The organism is Lysobacter oculi (assembly GCF_003293695.1).
In the GTDB taxonomy this organism is placed as follows: Bacteria; Pseudomonadota; Gammaproteobacteria; order Xanthomonadales; family Xanthomonadaceae; genus Solilutibacter; species Solilutibacter oculi.
On the sequence record NZ_CP029556.1, the window covers coordinates 1,412,701 to 1,433,182 of the forward strand.

A 20,482-nucleotide genomic window follows, 5' to 3' on the forward strand; every position below is an offset into this window, starting at 1 on the left:
CCAAAAGGAAAATGCGGCGGGTCCAATCAAAAATACAGCCACTCCCGGCAAACCGGGAGCCGGCAAGTATGGGGGTTTTCGGCCCTGCGTGCAATCCGGGCCCTGAAACGAAGACGCCGGGCCAGGCCCGGCGTCGATTCCGCGATGTCGCGGCCTACTTCTTCTTCGGCGCGATCATCATCACCATCTGCCGGCCCTCAAGGCGCGGACGCGATTCGATGACGATGTCTTCGCCCAGGTCCTGCTCGATGCGCGAAGCCATCTCGCGGCCCAGTTCCTGGTGGCTCATCTCGCGGCCACGGAAGCGGATGTTGACCTTGACCTTGTCGCCCTCCTCCAGGAAACGGCGCATGTTGCGCAGCTTGATCTGGTAGTCGCCTTCATCAGTGACGGGGCGGAACTTCAGCTCCTTGATTTCCTGCTGCTTGGTCTTCTTCTTGGCCTCGTTGGCCTTCTTCTGCAGCTCGAACTTGAACTTGCCGAAGTCCATGATCTTGCAGACCGGCGGCTCGGCGTTGGGCTGGATCTCGACCAGGTCGAGCCCTTCCTCTTCCGCCTTTTCCAGCGCTTCGTCGCGCGAAAGCACGCCGATCATCTCGCCGTCGCTGCCGATCACGCGCACGCGCGGCACGCGGATTTCATGGTTCTTGCGGTTCTGTTTCTGGTCGTTGGTGCTGATGTGTCAATCTCCGGAGGGAATCGTGCCGGCCCGCCTTTCGCAGGGCGGACCGGGCTGTGCTCACGCGGACGGGACGTGCTCGCCCGCGAGGCGCGCGGCGAAGGCTTCGACGGTCATGCTGCCCAGATCCTCGCCCCCGCGCGTGCGCACCGCGACGTGGCCGTTTTCCTTCTCGCGGTCACCGACCACCAGCAGGTACGGCACGCGCTGCAGCGTGTGCTCGCGAATCTTATAGCCGATTTTTTCGTTCCGCAAATCGTCGGCCACCCGGAAGCCTTGATCTGCAAGGGTTTTCCGGACCTCGGCGACATAATCGGCCTGCGCGTCGGTGATATTCATCACCACCGCCTGGACCGGGGCCAGCCAGGCCGGGAACTGGCCGGCGTGGTGCTCGATGAGGATGCCGATGAAGCGCTCCATCGAGCCCACGATGGCCCGGTGCAGCATCACCGGATGGCGCTTCTGGCTGTGTTCGTCGATGTATTCGGCGCCGAGGCGGCTCGGCATCATGAAATCCACCTGCATCGTGCCCAGCTGCCAGGTGCGGCCGATGGCGTCCTTCAGGTGGTACTCGATCTTCGGGCCATAGAAGGCGCCCTCGCCCGGCAGCTCCTCCCACTCGACGCCGGCGCCGGCCAGCGCCGAACGCAGCGCGGCTTCGGCCTTGTCCCAGGTGGCGTCATCGCCCAGCCGCGATTCCGGTCGCAGCGCGATCTTGATCTGGATGTCGCTGAAGCCGAAATCCGAATAGACCTTGAGCGCCTGCCCGTGGAAGGCGCGCACTTCGGACTCGATCTGCTCTTCGGTGCAGAAAATGTGGCCGTCGTCCTGGGTGAAGCCGCGCACGCGCAGGATGCCGTGCAGCGCGCCGGAGGGCTCGTTGCGGTGGCAGGCACCGAATTCGCCGTAGCGGATCGGCAGGTCGCGGTAGCTGTGCAGGCCCTGGTTGAACACCTGCACGTGGCCGGGGCAGTTCATCGGCTTCAGCGCGTAGGTGCGCTTCTCCGACTCGGTGAAGAACATGTTGTCTTGGTAGTTGTCCCAGTGGCCGGATTTCTGCCACAGCGAAACGTCGAGGATCTGCGGGCAGCGCACCTCGCCATAGCCGGTCTCGCGGTAGACCTTGCGCATGTACTGCTCGACCACCTGCCAGATCGACCAGCCCTTGGGGTGCCAGAACACCAGGCCGGGGCCTTCTTCCTGCAGGTGGAACAGGTCCTGCGCCTTGGCGATCTTGCGATGGTCGCGCTTCTCGGCTTCCTCGATCTGGGTCAGGTAGGCCTTGAGGTCCTTGTCGTTCAACCACGCGGTGCCGTAGATGCGGCTCAGCATCTGGTTGTTGCTGTCGCCGCGCCAGTACGCGCCGGCCACCTTCATCAGCCTGAAGGCGCGCAGCTTGTCGGTGCCGGGCACGTGCGGGCCGCGGCAGAGGTCGGTGAATTCGCCCTGCTTGTAGAGCGAAAGCGCCTGGTCGGCCGGAATCGACTCGATGATCTCGGCCTTGTATTCCTCGCCCATGTCGCGGAAGAACCTGACCGCCTCGTCGCGCGTCATCACCGAGCGCGCCACCGGATGCGCCTCCTTCACGATCTTCTGCATCTCGGCCTCGATGGCCGGCAGGTCCTCGGGCGTGAACGGACGCTCGTAGGCGAAGTCGTAATAGAAGCCGTTGTCGATGACGGGCCCGATGGTCACCTGCGCGCCCGGATGCAGGCGCTGGACGGCCTGCGCCAGGAGGTGCGCCGTGGAGTGGCGCAGCACGTCGAGGGCTTCGGGCGACTTGTCGGTGACGATGGCCAGTTCGGCATCGTGATCGATGCGGTGCGAGAGGTCGACGAGGTCGCCATCGACCTTGCCGGCCAAAGCGGCCTTGGCCAGGCCGGCGCCGATGGACGCGGCAACCTCGCCAACGGAAACGGGGTGTTCGAATTCGCGGCGCGAGCCGTCGGGGAGCGTGATGGCGATCATGTGGGTATCAGGAAATTCGGAAGCGGACAACGCGAAAAGGCGCCGAAGCGCCTTCCATCATTGGAGTGCGTCGGCGGTTCAGTCGGGGTGGCGGGTAGTGCTCATGTCGCACACTCGGCCGGCGTTTCCGCGGGCCACCTGTCTGCTGCGGGATGCCGGATCACCTTAGTTTGGCGGGCTTTCCGGGTCAAGCCGGCGCGCCCGCCTCTTCTTCATTGCCCAGTTCGCGGCCGATCAGCTCGGCGAAGGAACGCAGCGCCGCGAGCGTGGCGGCATCGAGCCGCGCCGGTTCCGGGTCGATGGCGCAGAGGGTGCCGAAGAACGTGCCGTCCGGCCGCGAGATCGGGATGGAGATGTAGCTGCGGAAGCCGTAGCGGGCGGGCGTCGGGTGGTCACGGAAGGTCTCGCTGCTCCGCGCGTCGTCAAAGGCCACCATCTGGCCGTTCTGGCGGATTTCGTTGCAGATGGTGGTTTCCAGCACCAGGTCCTGCCCGGGCAGCAGGCCGAAGGCGACATCGTCATACACCGCGCAGGCCGTCCAGCGCGCCTCGGTGACGCGCGCGACGGCCCCGAAGCGCATGCCGGTGCTGCGCGCCATCGCCTCCAGGATGGCCGGCACCGCGGCGATACGGCTGACGGACTCGACGTCGCGGCGGAGCGCTTCTTCCAGGCCGGCGATGCGGGCGGCCACATCGACTACGGAACCGGTATCCGCCGCCACATCGTTGCCGAGCACATGGCGCTCGATCGCCATCCGCGACACCCGGTGCACGATGGCGCGCAGGTCATCGGCCACGGGACGCTGGTCGGGCGGTACGCCGAGCAGGTTGATGACATGGCCGACCACGCGGATCTGGTCGAGGTCGTGGCGGGCCTTCAGGGCATCGGATTGCGCCTTGAATGCCGCGAGCCATGCGGCACCCGGCTCGCCGTCCAGTTCGGCCTGGATCACGCCGTTGCGGTCACTCGCCGCCGGGACCACGAACCCGATGATGCGGAGCGGGCGCAGCGGAAGGGCCGATGAATCCGGGCGCAGAGGCGGCATCTCGATCATCGGAATCCCCGGCAGTGGCTCGAAAACAAGAACGGCGCAACCCGGAGGCCGCGCCGTCTAGTCCACGTATGTGGTGGGCGGTACAGGGTTCGAACCTGTGACCCCTACCATGTCAAGGACGGGAAATGGCGTCCGCATACATTCATACCTTCCGTATGTATTTGTTCTGTATGCGCACGAACCCCTAGACATCCGCATATGCTTTCCGTACTTTTTCCGTACTCCCCTTGAAGCACGCGGAACGCACTACCTCATGGCGGATCTTAGTACCGTACGCAATCGTGATCGGCTGCAGCCTCAACGCGAGCCTTATTGGCACAAGCTGGCCACTGGACAGTTCCTCGGATTCCGTCCATCGAAGATCGGAAAGGGAGGCACGTGGATCGCCCGCTACTACGACCCGGACACGGGCCGAAAGCCCTTGAGGGCGTTGGGTGATTTTGGCCATCTGACCGACAGCGAACGCTTCAGCGCAGCATCGCAGCAGGCACGGGACTGGTTCCGGCACCTTTCGCACGGCGGATCCGAGGAGGATCTCACGGTCAAGCAAGCTTGCGAGAAGTACGCAGCCTCCAACGCAGATGCCGCCAAGCGTTTTCCCAGGTACGTCTATGACGACCCGATCGCCAGCATCAAACTCCAGAAATTACGCGAACACCACGTTCGGGAGTGGCGCCGCCGGCTGGAAAAACTGCCTGCGGTAGTCAGCCGCACGAAAGACGACAAGACCACCACTCGCCAGCGGTCAGCAGCCACCATCAATCGCGATATGGTCGCCCTCCGTGCCGCTCTCAATGCTGCTTTTCGCCGGGGAGAGGTGACCACTACGCTTGCCTGGCAACAGGCGATGAAGCCGGCCGAGGCACGAGGCAGGCGTCATTTGTACTTGGACAAGAGCCAGCGTCGAGCGCTACTCGACGCACTTGGCGAGGATCCCGTGGCTGCAGCATTTTGCCGCGGACTTTGCCTGCTGCCTATCCGGCCAGGCGCGCTTGCGGCTCTGCGGGTAGGCGACCTCGACCAACGCGCGAAGACGCTACTCATCGAGCACGACAAGGCGAATGCAGACCGGCGCATCCTGCTACCTGACGCTACCGCTGAACTGCTCGGGTCTATGGCAGGAAAGAGGAAAGCCAATGCCCCGCTCTTTGACCGCGGCAGCGGTCGCGCCTGGGACAAGGATGCTTGGAAGGGGCCCATCAAGAAGGCGGCCAAGACCGCCAACCTGTCGCCCGAGACAACCGCCTACACGCTTCGTCATTCCACGATTACGGACTTGGTCACCGAAGGTTTGGACTTGCTGACGGTGGCGCAGATCAGTGGCACGAGTGTTCGCATGATCGAGAGGCATTACGGCCACTTGCGCAATGATCGTGCCGCTGCTGCCTTGGCTGGCTTGGCCCTGTGAGCAGCCACGACCTGACGATCGACCAGTTGGTGGAGATCTTTTGCTTGCGCCCAAGCTGGACGCTCACCAAATCGTTGGCGGCCGCGCTGAAGTGTTCCATTGACCAATCGATCAACGCCAAAGACAGCCGGACTCGAAAGAAGCACGAGGCGAGAGTCTCAGCGTTTTATCGGGGATGCTCCCGTACACGACCCGTCGAACTGCGCGCTGCGGACTGGCTCGAGGCATTCCCGCGGTTCTCGACAGACAGCCACCTCCCATCCGCTGCGTTGAAGCTGAGGTCATTGATGATTCAGAAGGCCATAGAAACGAGCCGACCTCTCCCCTCAAGAAAGCGTCCTCCCTCTCCATCTGAAGCTCGAGCGCTACTGGAAATGATCGAAGTACCCAAGTCGACCACCGAGATGACGAATGGTCACCCTACCTTTCGCGCCATAGTTAAGCGAAACGGCTGGGAGCGCCAACTCAAAGATGCGTTGTTGCGCGCCGGATATACCGAAGATCAAGCCTTTACGCTGCAACGCGACGGCATGCGCACGCGAAGGGGGGCTGCAAAAAAACCGGCAATTGGTACCGGCGACGACTAACTCTGGGCCTACCAATCTGGGCTCCGAAGGTCCGAGCAACACCGCACGGGCCAGGAGAATCAACATGACCAGCAGTCTAGTCCCTCGCCTATTCGCAGGCTTGGTGGAAGCAACCGCCGCCCGAAACATCTCACGCACTGTAGCGTTCGAACTTGCGCAATCTGGCATGCTTGAAACGTTCAAGCTCGGCAATCGACGCTACGTCTACATAGACTCGCTTGACACGCTAGGCGCCCGCGTCACAGATGGTAGTGAGCAGGAGACTGCGAATCATGGCCGCTGATGATTCGCTGCGATCCTCCATCCAACCGAGCCGGAACCACTCAGGACACACGCCTCACCACGGCGAGCCTTCCGGCGCGACACCTGCGACCCCAGCCGCCCAAGCCATCGCCTTCGCAAAGGCGATTGATCCGGATGCTTCCCAGTTCGAATTTCGAACGTTTGCAGAGACTGGTCGCAACGGCCCGGCAGGAAAGCATCGCAAAGGGGTTACCGAGCTCGCCGCATTCCTGATCTGGTGCGACGAACAAGGTCGCGCAGCCTTCATGGTGATCAATGAGGGAGGGCAAGACGATGCAAGCATCAATCGCGTACGCGCACACTTCGTCGACATCGACAGGAAGGATTTCGAGAGCGACGAAGCATGCGAACGTGCCATTCGATTCGCTTTGGAGGGCCGGCACCACGATACGGATCCGATGCCGCCCGATTGGCCTGCACCCTCCATCGTGGTCAGTAGTGGCGGCGGCGGCGCACACGCGTACTGGTTGGTAAAGAACTGCGAGCCGGCGCTGTTCACCAAAATCCAGCGAGAGCTTGCCCGTAAGTTCAACGGTGACGCCTCCTGCTCCAACCTATCGCGTGTGATGCGAGTCCCTGGATCCATCCATCGCAAGGGATGGCCCACGCCAGTCGAGTTAGTCGCCTGTAATCCGGCCCGGCGTTACACGTTGGAGCAACTGAGACATGGGCTGTCCTTAAACATTGTTGCGGATCAATCTGAGCGTCAGCCGGCCGTGTGCGACGCTGACCCCTCGGACGACCCCGTTCTACGAGTCATTGGTCCGTACATCAAAGCGGACGGACGTACCGGCCCTCACTCCCGGGTCGACGTCATCTGTCCCAATCACTCCAATCACTCCCTCCCGGACGGTCTCAGCTCAACGGTCTACATGCCTCATGGCTACAACGGAAGGGCACGCGGCTTCCGCTGCCTGCATGGCGGATGCGTCGAAGTGACGCTGAAAGACTTCTTGACGTTTGTCGGTTACTCCGATGAAGAAAATTGCCCCAACTTCAACTCCGACGACGGCCTCGCCTGTCGCTTTGTTAATTGGCTCGATGGACGCGCAATGTATAGCCGGGGGATGTGGTACGTCTGGCAGAACTCTCACTGGCTGGAAGATTCAACCGAAATCAGGCGTCTTCTCAAGACTTTTGCGAAAGAGCTCAGCCTTGAAATTGGAAGGCGGTATGGCGCGGCCGCTGGTGGCGGTGATTCTGCAGCGAAGACGAGACTGAAGACCAGTTACAAGCTGCTCGATGTCAGGAAGCAGGAGGATGTGCTCAAGGCCGCTGCCGTAATGCTTACCATTTCTGAAGGCGAGTTGGATGCAGTTCATTGGTCCCTCTCGACACCTAACGGAGAGGTGGATCTGCGCACCGGCACCCTTTCAACCGCCGCCCCCATGACTCGGTCCACTAACTGCACCTCTGTTCCCTACTCGTCTGATGCAGATTGCCCGCGCTGGCGCCAGTTTCTTAGGGAGATCTTTGTAACTGACGAGGTAATTTCGTACGCCCAACGATTTTTTGGCTATGCGCTCACTGGCGAAACTAGGGAGGAGACGATGCTGGCCGGCTATGGATGCGGCGCCAACGGAAAAAGCGTATTCGCTGAAGCCATTCGATCCGTGCTGGGAACTTATGTAGTTACTGCTGATCCATCGGTAATCACTGCCGGCACTCGCCAGTCTGGCGCTGCAAGTCCAGACACAGCGCGACTGGTCGGCAAGCGTCTGGCTTTGCTCAATGAGTCCCGTCTTGGCGACAAGCTCGACGACGGAATGATCAAGAAGCTCGTCTCCATCGAAAAAATGGCTGCCCGCCGACTCTACGGAAACCCCTTCGAGTTCACGCCCACCGCCAAGTTATTCCTGCGAACTAACAACAAACCACAAGTTCATGACGGCTCGGATGGCATGTGGCGTCGCCTGCAACTCCTCCCGTTCGAACGGCATTTTCCGCGGGCCAGTCGCGACCCCCAGCTGCTGGAGAAGCTCCTGGAGGAATGTGAGGGAATTCTGAGTTGGATGGTCCAAGGTGCCGTCGACTGGTACCGGACCGGTCTTAGGCCACCGGCCATCGTCAAAGAGGCCACTAAAGCCTACCGCGCCGAATCCGACACGCTAGGCGAGTGGTTGTCGGACCGCGTCGAACATGGCGGTTTCACCCCCACTGCGGCGCTCTTGCACGATTACGTCCGCTACACCGGTGTCAAACAGCCAGTGTCAGTGCAAGCATTCGCTCGCGCACTTGCCGCGCATGGCTTCAGCCCCCATCGAACTCAGCACAGTCGAGGGTTCAAAGTGACACTGAAAACGATCACCGCAACAGACTTCGTGTAATCCATTTTGGGAAATCCTATTCCGCGATGACTGGAGAGACAGTTTGACGGCTTCTCAGCAAACGTCTTGGGGAATTGTCATCTTAGAAGACTTTCAAGAACGTGAGTCAGCACCGTCAGTTGCCGCCAAATCAGAACCACACCAATGACTTATGCGTGACCAAACTCGGTCATCCCAGCGACGAAACCGTCACACGACAAGCGAACAAGGATGCGGGCATGGGGAACACGACGTTCTGGAATGCAGAAAAGCGCCAGCGGAGTGCCGCAATGCGGGCTTATCGAGAGCTGTGGCGAGGATTGCCGCTGGACGTGCAGTGGAAAATGGAATGTTTCGTCTATGCGCAACGCGGCGCTGGCCGGCTTGATTCCACCATTCGGCGGGAGCTTTGCGATTGGCTCGACGCGATGCGGCCATGGCAGGCGACGGACGCGAAACTGTTGCGGATGTGGCGCACAAGACAGCGGGACGTCGAGTTGCTAAGGTCCTCTTTCCACTCACGTTCGGTTTAGTGGAAGAGGCTGACTGGATCTAACCCCTCGACCAATGCCACTAGAACACCTATGCCTCTCACGGCATCATGGAACTCGGCCGCAGGATCTACCGCCAAGAGTTATACGGCATCACGTGCGGGACTTACTATCTATGATCGCGCGATCGTGTCCCGTGCAAGTTGCATCAGGCTCAGCGGGACTTTGTCTTACCTCCTGCGACGCATAGGAGCAACCATTAGCCTCGTAGCAGCTATTTGCCACCTAGCGCACAACGCCTTACCACTCTACTGGCGACATTGTGGCGAGGTTAGTGATGCCATCACCGAGTTGCCAGCGACCTCTGTCGTAGTGTTGGCTCAGATATGATCTCCGAGACTCGCTGCTGACTTTTTTAGTAGGAGTTGTCACAATGCAAAAACTCAGATAAGCCCTTAGCAACTCGCCTCATCAGATAAGAACGGACGGGATTAGGTCGATGAGAACTACTAGTGCGGCTTTCCGTTTCGTCGACCTTTTCGCCGGGCTGGGCGGCTTCCACGTCGCCCTTGACGAGTTGGAGGGTCGTGGCGTGTTCGCGGCTGAATGGGACCCCACACTTAGACGTCTCTACAAAGTCAACTTTGGCATCGATGCTTGGGGTGACCTTAATGAACTCAGCAGCGATGAGATCATCACGCACACCGTGCCAGATCACGACCTCCTAACGGCGGGTTTCCCATGCCAACCGTTCTCAAAGGCTGGAGACCAGTTGGGCTTCAAGGATACGAATCAGGGCAATCTTTTCTTCAAGGTGCACGACATCTTGCGCGTCAAAAAGCCGCGACACTTCATTTTGGAGAACGTACCCAACATTCTTAAGCACAACGGTGGGCGCACCAAGACAAAGATCTTGCGGATGTTGAAAGAGCTGGGCTACTCCGTCGGTGTTCAGCACTTCTCGCCTCACGAATTCGGCATCCCGCAGGTGCGAGACCGTGCCTACTTCGTTGGTTCACTTGAGGGACTCGACCATTTCGAGTGGCCCGACAAGCGCAAGGAACCCACAGAGATTCATCGGGTACTTCGTCACGACGTACCTTCGAGGCGTGCCATTCCAGAACAGACATTGCGAGCCATCGACATGTGGGGAGACTTCTTGCAGCGCTCCCCCGCTACACTGAAGCTGCCTTCGTTCCCCATCTGGTCGATGGAGTTCGGCGCGACTTACCCCTACGAGGATGAAACTCCGTCAGGAGTATGGGCTCGCAGACCTGTCTGGGGGCTTCGTCAGATGGGCTTAAAGGGCAGCTTCGGCCAATCTCTCGATTGCACGATCGAGGAACAGATGAGGAGAATACCGAGCCACGCCAATCGAGAAGGCGACTTCCTTTTCCCGCAGTGGAAGCGCACTTTCATCAGGCAAAATCGTGAGTTTTATCAAGCCAACCGCTCTTGGATTGATCCCTGGTTAGCGCGATGGAGGCCTCAAGAGTTCTACTCAAGCTTCCAGAAGATGGAGTGGAATGCCCAAGGTGAAGACCGGGACATCGATAACTTCGTGCTACAGATGCGTGCTTCTGGGCTGCGGGTCAAGCGCCCCACAACCTCCCCAAGCCTGATTGCATTTACAGAGACTCAAGTACCTATCCTTGGCTCTAATCTGACCGGTAAACGTCGCTATATGACACCGGCCGAATGCGCCGAGCTTCAATGCCTCGGCAGCATCAAGTTGCCCGCGTCCGACCTCGACGCATATAAGGCATTAGGCAACGCAGTCAACGCCCGTGTAGTCAAAGCCATCGCGGAACGACTCTTGTATGGACCCGCCGCGAGCATTTCCTCTGAACTCGAACCGTTGGGAGCTACTGCGTGACCGACCGTATTGAACATGAAGACGACGACTTAGACCAAGAGGACCCACGCACCACGCTGTGGGAGGGTATAGCCAACGCGATCGCTACCCTTTCGGATGCAACTGACACGCCAACTGGAGTGAGGGCAGCATCCTCCTCTATCCACATCGATGACATCGACATGACGTCTGATTCGTGGATGCCGCAACTCGCGCAGGTCCAGGACTGGCTCAATCTCGGTGTTTCGCAAAGGCTCCCCGATGCCGGACGCGATGCCTTTCTTGCCGGGCTGATCTCCGGACTCGAACTTGACAGCAGTGAGGCCATTGATAACTCAGTCTCTCCGAGCCAACTCACACCGCTTGCTTTGGAGCGCCTGAGCCAGCGAATTGAGTTCGCAGTGCGCCTGCAGAAAGCGTTCACGGAGGAGATGGAGTCCGACGGCGTAACGCGCGCCTCGGCTACGAGCAACTGGGCGAATGCTTGGGAGGAGTCCGATCCGGGCTCCCACCAACTCAGCACCGAGCCTGTCACCGCCACTGCCGACGTGGTCTCCATTAACGAGCTCACCACCTCGGACCTAAACCTGACGCCCTCCTACCAGCGTGGTGATGTCTGGAGCACGAACGATCGGCAGGCCCTCATCGAGTCGGTTCTCCGAGGCATTCCGCTCCCATCGATCATTCTGCGCGAGGTGGGACCCTCTGATCCCCAGGAGGTCGTCGATGGCAAGCAGCGCCTGACCGCACTTTTGCGCTTTGTAGGCAGCCATCCGGCGGCTCTCGAAAAGGTGCACGCAGCAGATACACGTCACGCCGGTCATGACCTGCTGAAACACTTCAAGGAGGACTATCCGCGTTTCAAGAGGGCATGGAAAACCCTAGAGGGCGAGAGCCTGACCGCCGCGCTGGAGAACGTCTACTACTTCCCCTTTAAGCTCCGTAACAACGACACTGGTGGACTGAAGGGGCTCGCACTTGAGGATCTACAAGGAAAGTACTACACGCAAATCCTCAAGAACGTCATTAAGGTTGCAGGGGCCGAGATGACCGTGGAAAAGCTGTTCACAAAGACCACCGCGTACAAGGTGCCTGTGATCCGCTACACGCAGGCTGACCCACGCCAGATCCATGACGTCTTCAAGCTATATAACAAGCAGGGCGTCCACCTCAATGCCGAGGAGATCCGCAACGCCGCCTTCCACGAGATTGAACTTACCGCGGCCATCCTGACAGCGGCTGGCGATGCTGACCCGCGCGTGGACGCCGCGGACATAGCCCCATCGTTGGCCCAGGTGCCCAATTTCAAAACGATCGCGGAGTCCTTGTCGGGCTACGGCATCGGACGTGCTCGATATCGGCGCACGAAGATTCTCTCTTGGATCCTGTCAGTTTTGCTGCTCGACACTAGGGGCCAGAAGGTCAAGAGCACTGCTCGTCACATCGATGAATTCATGACCAGAGTTCTAGACGACATCCAAGATCCGCTGCGCAGTAGGCAGGTCTTGACTGACCTGTTTGACTGGCTAACGAAGGCATTCGACCTCCATGCCCGCCACCCCGAGATTTGGTCGGAGAAGTTCATGGACGGCGGCAGGGGCGCCAAGTGGCAGGAACTGCAACTCGTCGGCTCCATGGTCGGTTTAGCCTTCGCTCTCGCGGCGTCCCCCGACGACGTAGAGGACCGGATCGCGCAGAATGCTGACGACATCTTGTCCGCAACAAGCAGCGACGCGTGGAAACGAATCGATAAAGCACAGACCAAGACCCAGTGGGACTACATCGCTCGAATCGCCAAGGGCGTGCTCACACTACTGGATCTTGACCCTGGCCACGCATCAGAGGCTGTCCGGGATCGCTTCGGGTCGTCGGGCTACGAGTCCCTTGAGGGCACGATCCTTCTGGAGGGGGATCGGTAAGCTCGTCGTGTTACCGCCATTGACCGAGAACGTTTACTTCTATCCGCCCGCCCCGTCTGCGGTGGATTCTTGGTGGTCTCGCTACGCCAGCCAGTTGCAGGACCTCAGCACTACTGCCCGCGCCGCCGTAGAGGCCGACAGCCGTTATATCCTCGAGCGCGGCATCTTAGGCGCCGGCGAGCCCGGTCCGCATACGTGGCCCACGAGACGCGTCCGTACAGGTCTAGTCATGGGCTCGGTCCAATCCGGCAAGACTGCCTCTATGCTGGGGGTATCCGCGCTGGCGATGGACCAAGGTGTCGACATCGTCGTATTGCTCGCTGGCACCCGGCTGTCACTCTGGCGCCAGACCTACGGTCGGGTGCTAGAGCAACTCGACTCGGGGCCGGACGACGCCGGAAAGCGGTCGCGGCGCATTCTCTGTCCTGCAGCGGCACTCGCGCTCTCTGAGGCAAACGTGCCATTGAGTCGGATCTATAGCCTCCTGCCGGCCACCGTAAAGCAGAGACTGTCCCAGAGACGCCCCATCATTTTGATCGCCATGAAGCAGACGAACCACTTGCGGGCGCTCGGCGAAAACCTGCGCAAGAGTCTCTTCGGCGCGGTGAGGGAACTCAACCGTCCCGTGCATATGCTGGTTCTCGATGACGAAGCCGACGACGGCTCGATCCTCGACGCGGTTGTCGAAGTATCCGAGGACCCGGTTTATGGGAATCTCAAACAGATCCCACGTGTTATCGCCAACCTGTGGGAACCGCCGCAAGGGTCCCCTGACAACTTATTCGCGACTTACATCGCCTATACGGCGACGCCCCAGGCCAACCTTCTTCAGGAGGACCATAACCCCCTAGCGCCGCGCGACTTCATGATCTCTCTTCGCACTCCGCTCGACATGGGCCATTCGGTAGACACAACTGCCCCTGGCAACCTCACCGCTCCTCGTTCATCAACCTACCCCGAGCCTCTCGGAATACGGTCTTACTACACTGGCGGTGAGGTTTTCTACCGTCGAGGCGAGGCGGCAGGGCTGTGTGTGCCCACGACAAATACGCAACAGGACCTAGCTGACGCTGTTAGAGCCTTCTTGGTGGCGGGCGCCATCCGCCTGCACCGCTCAGGCAAGCTCGGCCCGAAGTCTGCAATCACAGCTAGGTTTAACACCAAGGACGAAGCCCATGCCAGCGCGGCTCCGCCGCATTCGATGCTCTACCACCCTTCAGCAGGAATCCAAGACCACTTCCGAGGCGCTGAGGAGGTGCTGCTCTGGGCCGGGATCCAAGACCGCGCCGAGGCTCGGAATCTGCTGAACGAAGGAGATGCTAGGCTCCCCAACACACTGGTGAACGACCTGCAGGCGGATCCCGCACCGTGGGTGGAATGGCTTGACAAGTATGTCGCCTCTGCCGCCGCAATCGAGGACGAGTTCGATTGCCTGCCGCGGAAAACCTTCCCGGACTGGCAAACTGTCGAAACACTGCTTATCGATGAGGTGATCCCAGGGACAAGGGTCGCCGTGGTCAACAGCGACCCTACCGCTGATGACCGCCCTGCCTACGCACCGAGTCAAGACCCAAGTACCTGTATGTGGAGCGCCGCTCGTGACCTCAGCACGATCTTCGTATCAGGGAACGTCATGGCACGTGGACTGACGCTGGAAGGAATGACTACAGCGTTGTTCCAACGCTCATCAGCTAACCCGTTGGCCGACACACAAATGCAGATGCAACGCTGGTTTGGATACCGCGGGTCCTACATAGAACTCTGCCGCATCTTCGCGTCCCGCAACCAACTTGACCTCTTCCGCGCCTACCACGATGTCGACGAAGCAGTTCGCACTGCTATCACCGAGCGCATGATGTGCGGCGCCCCTGAACCAACGGTTCTGCAGGGTGTCAACTTCCAAGCTACCGGCAAGATAGCGAGCGTTGGCAATCTTCCCCTTTCTCCTGGCGCCCGTCCTTTCGTTACAGTCATCAATGAAGGCCATCACCCAGACCCCAATACAGCGGTCTTGGCAGACTTCTTCGCCCGTCCATCCAGCGATGTTACGGTTTCCAACGTGCTGCGAGGCCGGATCCTGAACGTGCCACTCGAACTTGCCGAGGCTGCAGAACTTTTGGACCGCCTCGCCTTCTCCAGATACCAGCCCGGGTGCGAGGGTTTACATGCGGACCTCTGGAGCCGCGTTGAAGCCCGAGCACACGCAGTCTCCCCCATCCCGGAACCGCCTTTCTATCGACCGCCCGTGAGGCATGGGAAGGGACATGTACCCCGCCACGCCTGCCCCTATGCTATAGCCGCCTACCTTCGACTCTGGTCGGCGAGCCTTACTCGCTCGATTACGGGACTTTTTATCACTGGCCAACCCGGCGAGCTATGGTCCTACGCCGACCTCAATCGCAAGAAAGCTGGGCAGCCACGGTTCTGGGTTGGCATTCGCTACGGAGATGGTGTTGCCGTGTCCAACGGTCCGCTGTCACAGCTACCGTTCCAAATCCGCACCACCAACAAGAGGGTAGTTAGGGGCGAGCTCAAGACAACTTGGGGAGCTAGCGATCCGAACGCTGGCACGGGCCAGTATCGCGGGGACGTGTACTTCGATTACTACCACCGCAAAACGGCAGTGCCGCCGAACAGCAACACAGCCTGGCGACCCAGCGGCTCCGACGGTCAGATCCTCTTTTATGTCAACCAACATCCGGACGACTTGCACCCGACCGTGGCAGTTGGAGTCTGTCTCCCTGCGGGAGGCCCCGAACAGTTCTCGGCTACCCGTGCCGGGATGTCCATCGTCTCGAGGAGCCTCTCATGACAAGTTACGAAGAAGTTTTGAATCAGATTAGCGCCGTCCCTGCGGGCATGACAGGAGATGACCGAACAATTACGTGGTTAACCGACATGCAGGTAGTCGGTATCGCTCGAGACAGCCATGGACACCTGGAACTATTTCTTGCAGGCGACAGATTGCAGCCTCGGACTAACACCGTGAAGTCTGCAATTCATTATCATTCGTGGCACCGCAACACCCAGCCTCCACTGAGCGCCAACCGCATCCGCTTACCGGCTCTAGGGCACTTCGACCAAGTCGGTGCATTCATCGCAGTTGAATTGTTGCGCGAGAACGCTGACGAAAATCTTGAGCGCGCCTTCGCCGCCACCGAGCCCCTGATCGAACTCGCCATCAAACGCTTGGAGATTTCCGAGAACGCGGTCCTCGGCCTTGTCGGCGAACTACTCCTTCTCGACGCTCTCTGTCGTTGTGCACACGATGTCCACGTCGGGCTGGTCATTCAGGCTTGGGATGGCTGGCGCCGCTCTGCAAGAGACTTCACGTGGGAGGGCACAGGCGTTGAGATAAAGACCACAACTCGGAGCACATCAAGTCACGCCATCCATGGCATCCACCAGATAGAGCCTACCCCTTCAAGTGATGACTGTCCCGGGGAAGCACGCCTGCTGCTCGTAAGCATCGGTCTAAATCAAGCAGATCCCCACGCGCCCGCCTTGTCGATCCCCTCTCTGGTGGAAAGCATCGTCGAGCGACTCACAGCAACAGGGGCCCACAGCTTTGTCGAGGAGTTCCTTAAGCGCGTTGCCATGTACGGCTCAGAGTCGGGAATCGGATACGAGCATGCCAGGATGTCCAAAGAGGTGCCGTTTACCACCCCTTTCACCGTGACCTTCGTTCGCAGCTACGACATGGCGGACCCAGCCATCGAGGTCCTGCGGCGCGATGAGGTTGTTACCTATCACCACGTGGACGCTAAATCGCTCACTTTCCGCGTGGAGCTTCCCGCGACGATTAGCTTGGACAATCCCGTCGCAGGTTCCAGGCGCGTTGCGGAGGCGATTCTGGGGCTGCACAGGTTGGTACCCACGAACTAGTATCCTCATCAGAACGCATTGCAAAATTGATACGCTCAAATACGGCAATGCAGTCCGCACTTGGTCGAGTATTTGAGATCTCCTGTGTTGATTTCCACGCAAAACTGAGCCGGGATTTCCATCCAAAATTGAGCCACCCGGTTGCGGGGTGAGCTTAGCTCAGGGATGCGGTTGAGTGGTGGCGGACTCCTTGTTGACGGCGGTGGTGTGGTGCCGGAAGCGGTAGCTGTCGTTGCCGGTCTCGATGATGTGGCAGCGGTGCGTGAGGCGGTCGAGCAAGGCCGTGGTCATCTTGGCGTCGCCGAAGACGTTGGCCCACTCGGCGAAGCTGAGGTTGGTGGTGATGGCGAGACTGGTGTGTTCGTAGAGCTTGCCGATCAGGTGGAACAACAAGGCGCCACCGGCTTGCGAGAACGGCAGGTAGCCCAGTTCATCGAGGATGACCAGATCGGCGCCGATCAAGCGGTCGGCCAGCTGGCCCTGTTTGCCGGCGGCCTTCTCCAGTTCCAGTGTGTTGACCAGCTCAATGGTCGAGAAGAAGCGCACGCGACGCTGCTGGTGCTGCACGGCCTGCACGCCGAGGGCGGTGGCCAGGTGAGTCTTTCCGGTGCCGGGACCACCGACGAAGACCAGGTTCTGGCGTGCGTCCATGAAGTGCCCGCCATGCAGTTGCCGTAGCAGCGGTTCATCGACGGCACTTTGGCCGAAGTCGAAGGTGCTCAGGTCGCGGTAGTGCGGGAAGCGGGCCGCCTTGAGCTGGTACTGGATGGAGCGCACTTCCCGTTCGGCAACCTCGGCCTTGAGCAGGGCGTCCATCAGCGGCAAGGCATCGCGGCAGGCCGGGCTGCCTTGCTCGACCAGTTCCTGCAACGCCTGCGACATGCCGTGCAGGCGCAGGTGCTTGAGCGTGGACAACAGGCCATCAGGCTGCATGGCGTGCCCTCCGCAAGTGGTCGTAGCGGGCCATGTCGGCCACCGGCTCGACCTGCAAGGCCAGCGTCGGTGGCGTACTGACCGGCGCCGGCGGCGCTTCCCCAAGCAGGCGGCTGAGCACGTTGAGGATGTGCTGCTTGTTGGCCGCGCCACTCTCCAGCGCCAGTTCCACCGCGGTGAGCACGGCCTGCTCGTCGTGGCGCAGGACCAGGGCAAGGATCTCGACCATCTCCTTGTCGCCGCCGGGGCGCTGCAGCAACTGCTGTTGCAGGGTGCGGAAGCCGTCCGGCAGTTCCAGGAAGGGCGCGCCGTTGCGCAACGCACCCGGCTTGCGCTGGGCCACGCTCAGGTAGTGCCGCCAGTCGTAGAGCGTGCGGCCACCGTCGTGGGAGCGGTGGATGCAGCGGACATGCTCGGCAATCTTCTGGCCTTCGGCCACGAACACCACGCGCGCCGGATACAGGCGCACGCTGACCGTGCGCCCGGCGAAGCTGGCCGGCACGCTGTAGCGGTTGCGCTCCACGTGGACCAGGCAGGTCGGCGTGACCCGCTTGGTCTGTTCGACGAAGCCGTCGAACGGCACCGGCACCGGCATCAATGCCGGCAGTTCGTCCTGCAGGACCTCGGCGATCCTGCGGGGCCGCTGCTCCGGATGGGGCAGTGCCTGCCACAGCGCCTTGCAGCGCTCCTCCAGCCAGGCGTTGAGTTCGTCCAGGTGCTTGAAGTGCTGCGGCACGGCGGGCCAGACGCGCCGGCGTGCGTCCTGCACGTTCTTCTCGATCTGTCCCTTCTCCCAGCCGGAGGCCGGGTTGCAGAACTCCGCCTCGAACAGGAAGTGGCTGACCATGGCTGAGAACCTGGCATTGACGCTGCGCCGCTTGCCGGCATGGACCTTGTCCACCGCCGTCTTCATGTTGTCGTAGATGCCCCGCCGCGGCACGCCACCGAACACGGCAAAGGCGTGGTTGTGGGCATCGAACAGCATCTCGTGGGTCTGCTTCCAGTAGGCGCGCAGCAGGAATGCCCGACTGTGGCTGAGCTTGAACTGCGCGACCTGCAGCTTCACCTTCTCGCCGCCAATGCGCACCCAGTCCTCGCTCCAGTCGAACTGGAACGCCTCGCCCGGCGCGAAGACCAGCGGTACGAAGGCCTTGCGGGGTGCAGTGAGCAGGCGTTCGTGCTCGGCGCGGTGCCAGTCGCGGGCGAAGGCCGCCACGCGGTTGTAGGAGCCCGGATAGCCCACCGCCACCAGCCGAACGTGCATCTCGCGCACGCTCATCTTCTGCTTGCGCGGAGCCGACTGGCTGCGCCACAGCATCGCCCGCAGTTGCTCGGCGTACGGGTCTAGCTGGCTCGGGGTCTGACGCGGGGGATACTTCGGCTCGACCTCGCCGCTGGCGAGGTACTTGGTGATGGTGTTGCGCGAGAGCTTGGTGCGACGGGATATCTCCCGGATCGGCATCTTCTCGCGGAAATGCCAGCGGCGGATGAGGCTCAGAACGTCCATCTTGATCACTCCTGGTGGCTCCGGTCAGGGCAGACCGGAAGGCTAGGAGGTGGCTCAAGATTGGACGGAAATCCGCTGGGTTAGTGGCTCAGTTCTGGATGAAACTCAACAATCTCCTGGGCCGGCTGACCCGAAGCATCCAACTCCTAATGTCCTGAGAGGTATTCGTATAGGGAGTTGAGAATGCATTGCTCGAAGAATGCGTTCGTCATGATTTCCCCACTAATCGCTAGCGTATGAATTCGCGTCAGCGCAGCGAAAAACTTACCTCAAAGCATGACTTAATCGCCGGGTGAGTTCGGCACGAAGCCGCTGCGCCTGGGCTGTTTTTACCGTTGGCGCCCCAAGACGTCGCGCCACATATAGTTGAGGGCTACCTCTCGGCTCATCACCCAACGACGATCCATTTCTACGTAGGCCGCCATCATTTCACCGTAGTAACGCGCCAACTCTTCATCCGAACCCTCGTACAGCGCTCTTCCGTAGAGGATGCATGCATTTGCATAAGTAACCGTGCAACGCCTTATATCTTCCTCGACCTTGTATAGCCATGCCATGGCATCGTCATAGATTCCTTGATTGTTTCTGGGGGATTGCTGTATCCAGGCGTGACCGCATTCCACGCACTTCATTGTAGGGTTAGCTTGATCCACTACGCAGCCGCCCAAAACTACAAGCCCGCGACTGGCCGCACGTTCAAGTTCCGGCCCGGGCTTTCCGTAAGCAATTGGAACGGTGCACAAGCTTGAGCATTGGGGACACGCGATCATGGAGTTCTCCTACATCTGCAAAGGGCTGCGGTTTTGGCCATCATGGAAAGCGCAGCATAGAGCTATCAACAGCCAGAAGTAGCGCCACGACGCGCTAGGCCTCTAAACAGCCATTGAAGCCTAGGGAATCGTCCAACTTGCCTCCAGACTAGAAGTGAATATCGATACTTCGCAATGAGGCCGGGCACCAGTACCGGGTACAGGGGGTACTGTCGTGTGACCTCGGCTCTTGCTCGAATGCCACGAAGAGTATGATGCTGGGGACTTCGCAGCCCATCAGCTATGAGGTGCCGCTCGCCATGCCTAAATACGCGCCTGCATCCTTGGAATCCTGTGTTGCTTGCAGGCAACAGAAAGACAATTGCGGAATCCTGGTCAATCTTTCGGATCAACACTATTTATGCGAGAAATGCATTGAGGTGTGCGCAGAGATTGCCACCCAGCGGGGCTACCCTCCAGACTTGGTCTGTATTCCTCGATCCGAACTAGAGACCCTCAAGGCAAAGGCCGCAAATTCCGCCAGGCTCCGGGCGCTTGAAGAGCTTCTTGCGCGCCACTTCAGCACCCCAATCCGCTGACGATGCCCCCATCCCTACGACGTAGGAAGGAAAAAGCCGCCTGATTCCGCAGGCGGCTTTTCCGTACTTTTTCCGTATAACTGATCTTTTTTTCCAGTGAAACAACGATAAGTCGTTGATTTCATTGGTGGGCGGTACAGGGTTCGAACCTGTGACCCCTACCATGTCAAGGTCACGCAAGGACAAGAAAAACAAGCGCTAACGCGTCTACCGAACATCCGCCGAGATCATGCGAAATC

General features: G+C 60.1%; 13 protein-coding genes. 8 read left to right on the top strand and 5 right to left on the bottom strand.

Annotated features, from left to right (window positions below; all coding sequences use genetic code 11):
• Window positions 1–154 precede the first annotated feature (154 nt).
• From infC to DCD74_RS06865, 3 genes are all read right to left on the bottom strand, one after another.
• A complete protein-coding gene (gene infC / locus DCD74_RS06855) occupies window positions 155–679 on the bottom strand; it encodes a translation initiation factor IF-3 (RefSeq protein ID WP_112926657.1) in 525 nt (174 codons plus the stop codon).
• 60 nt (window positions 680–739) lie between these two features.
• Window positions 740–2,647: a threonine--tRNA ligase gene (thrS, locus tag DCD74_RS06860; RefSeq protein WP_112926658.1), complete on the bottom strand. Its 1,908-nt coding sequence runs from the start codon at window positions 2,645–2,647 to the stop codon at window positions 740–742.
• A 187-nt stretch (window positions 2,648–2,834) separates the two neighbouring features.
• On the bottom strand, window positions 2,835–3,692 hold the full coding sequence (locus DCD74_RS06865) for a GAF domain-containing protein (RefSeq protein WP_217424237.1): 858 nt from the start codon (window positions 3,690–3,692) through the stop codon (window positions 2,835–2,837).
• Window positions 3,693–3,954: 262 nt separating this feature from the next.
• Here DCD74_RS06865 and DCD74_RS06870 point away from each other — a divergent pair, with 262 nt between their 5' ends.
• The 8 genes from DCD74_RS06870 (at window position 3,955) to DCD74_RS06895 (ending at window position 16,455) form a co-directional block, all read left to right on the top strand.
• Window positions 3,955–5,109, top strand: a complete 1,155-nt coding sequence (locus DCD74_RS06870; protein ID WP_112926659.1) for a tyrosine-type recombinase/integrase — start codon at window positions 3,955–3,957, stop codon at window positions 5,107–5,109.
• On the top strand, window positions 5,106–5,696 hold the full coding sequence (locus DCD74_RS12660) for a hypothetical protein (protein ID WP_162615927.1): 591 nt from the start codon (window positions 5,106–5,108) through the stop codon (window positions 5,694–5,696). The genes DCD74_RS06870 and DCD74_RS12660 overlap by 4 nt, the downstream gene beginning before the upstream one ends.
• Window positions 5,697–5,968: 272 nt before the next feature.
• Window positions 5,969–8,326 (top strand): phage/plasmid primase, P4 family, encoded by a 2,358-nt coding sequence (locus tag DCD74_RS06875; RefSeq protein WP_162615928.1) that lies wholly within the window; start codon window positions 5,969–5,971, stop codon window positions 8,324–8,326.
• Window positions 8,327–8,481: 155 nt separating this feature from the next.
• Window positions 8,482–8,838, top strand: coding sequence for a hypothetical protein (locus DCD74_RS12665; RefSeq protein WP_162615929.1), 357 nt, complete (start codon window positions 8,482–8,484; stop codon window positions 8,836–8,838).
• A 457-nt stretch (window positions 8,839–9,295) separates the two neighbouring features.
• A complete protein-coding gene (gene dcm / locus DCD74_RS06880; protein WP_112926661.1) occupies window positions 9,296–10,672 on the top strand; it encodes a DNA (cytosine-5-)-methyltransferase in 1,377 nt (458 codons plus the stop codon).
• Window positions 10,669–12,570, top strand: a complete 1,902-nt coding sequence (locus DCD74_RS12835) for a GmrSD restriction endonuclease domain-containing protein (RefSeq protein WP_112926662.1) — start codon at window positions 10,669–10,671, stop codon at window positions 12,568–12,570. Before dcm ends, DCD74_RS12835 begins: the two co-directional genes overlap by 4 nt.
• A gap of 262 nt (window positions 12,571–12,832) precedes the next feature.
• On the top strand, window positions 12,833–15,382 hold the full coding sequence (locus DCD74_RS06890) for a Z1 domain-containing protein (protein WP_217424238.1): 2,550 nt from the start codon (window positions 12,833–12,835) through the stop codon (window positions 15,380–15,382).
• A complete protein-coding gene (locus DCD74_RS06895) occupies window positions 15,379–16,455 on the top strand; it encodes a PD-(D/E)XK motif protein (protein ID WP_112926663.1) in 1,077 nt (358 codons plus the stop codon). The genes DCD74_RS06890 and DCD74_RS06895 overlap by 4 nt, the downstream gene beginning before the upstream one ends.
• 159 nt (window positions 16,456–16,614) lie before the next feature.
• Here DCD74_RS06895 and istB read toward each other — a convergent pair whose 3' ends face one another.
• Both istB and istA read right to left on the bottom strand, forming a co-directional pair.
• Window positions 16,615–17,388, bottom strand: a complete 774-nt coding sequence (gene istB / locus DCD74_RS06900) for an IS21-like element helper ATPase IstB (RefSeq protein WP_112926664.1) — start codon at window positions 17,386–17,388, stop codon at window positions 16,615–16,617.
• On the bottom strand, window positions 17,378–18,895 hold the full coding sequence (gene istA, locus DCD74_RS06905; RefSeq protein ID WP_174887966.1) for an IS21 family transposase: 1,518 nt from the start codon (window positions 18,893–18,895) through the stop codon (window positions 17,378–17,380). Before istA ends, istB begins: the two co-directional genes overlap by 11 nt.
• Between the last annotated feature and the right edge of the window lie 1,587 nt (window positions 18,896–20,482).

What these genes read in the sequence shown, in the direction of transcription:
- thrS (WP_112926658.1), bottom strand. Translation starts at nt 2,647, where the DNA reads ATGATCGCCATCACGCTCCCCGACGGCTCGCGCCGCGAATTCGAACAC.
- DCD74_RS06865 (WP_217424237.1), bottom strand. Translation starts at nt 3,692, where the DNA reads ATGCCGCCTCTGCGCCCGGATTCATCGGCCCTTCCGCTGCGCCCGCTC.
- DCD74_RS06870 (WP_112926659.1), top strand. Translation starts at nt 3,955, where the DNA reads ATGGCGGATCTTAGTACCGTACGCAATCGTGATCGGCTGCAGCCTCAA.
- DCD74_RS06875 (WP_162615928.1), top strand. Translation starts at nt 5,969, where the DNA reads ATGGCCGCTGATGATTCGCTGCGATCCTCCATCCAACCGAGCCGGAAC.
- dcm (WP_112926661.1), top strand. Translation starts at nt 9,296, where the DNA reads ATGAGAACTACTAGTGCGGCTTTCCGTTTCGTCGACCTTTTCGCCGGG.
- DCD74_RS06890 (WP_217424238.1), top strand. Translation starts at nt 12,833, where the DNA reads ATGCTGGGGGTATCCGCGCTGGCGATGGACCAAGGTGTCGACATCGTC.
- DCD74_RS06895 (WP_112926663.1), top strand. Translation starts at nt 15,379, where the DNA reads ATGACAAGTTACGAAGAAGTTTTGAATCAGATTAGCGCCGTCCCTGCG.
- istB (WP_112926664.1), bottom strand. Translation starts at nt 17,388, where the DNA reads ATGCAGCCTGATGGCCTGTTGTCCACGCTCAAGCACCTGCGCCTGCAC.
- istA (WP_174887966.1), bottom strand. Translation starts at nt 18,895, where the DNA reads ATGGACGTTCTGAGCCTCATCCGCCGCTGGCATTTCCGCGAGAAGATG.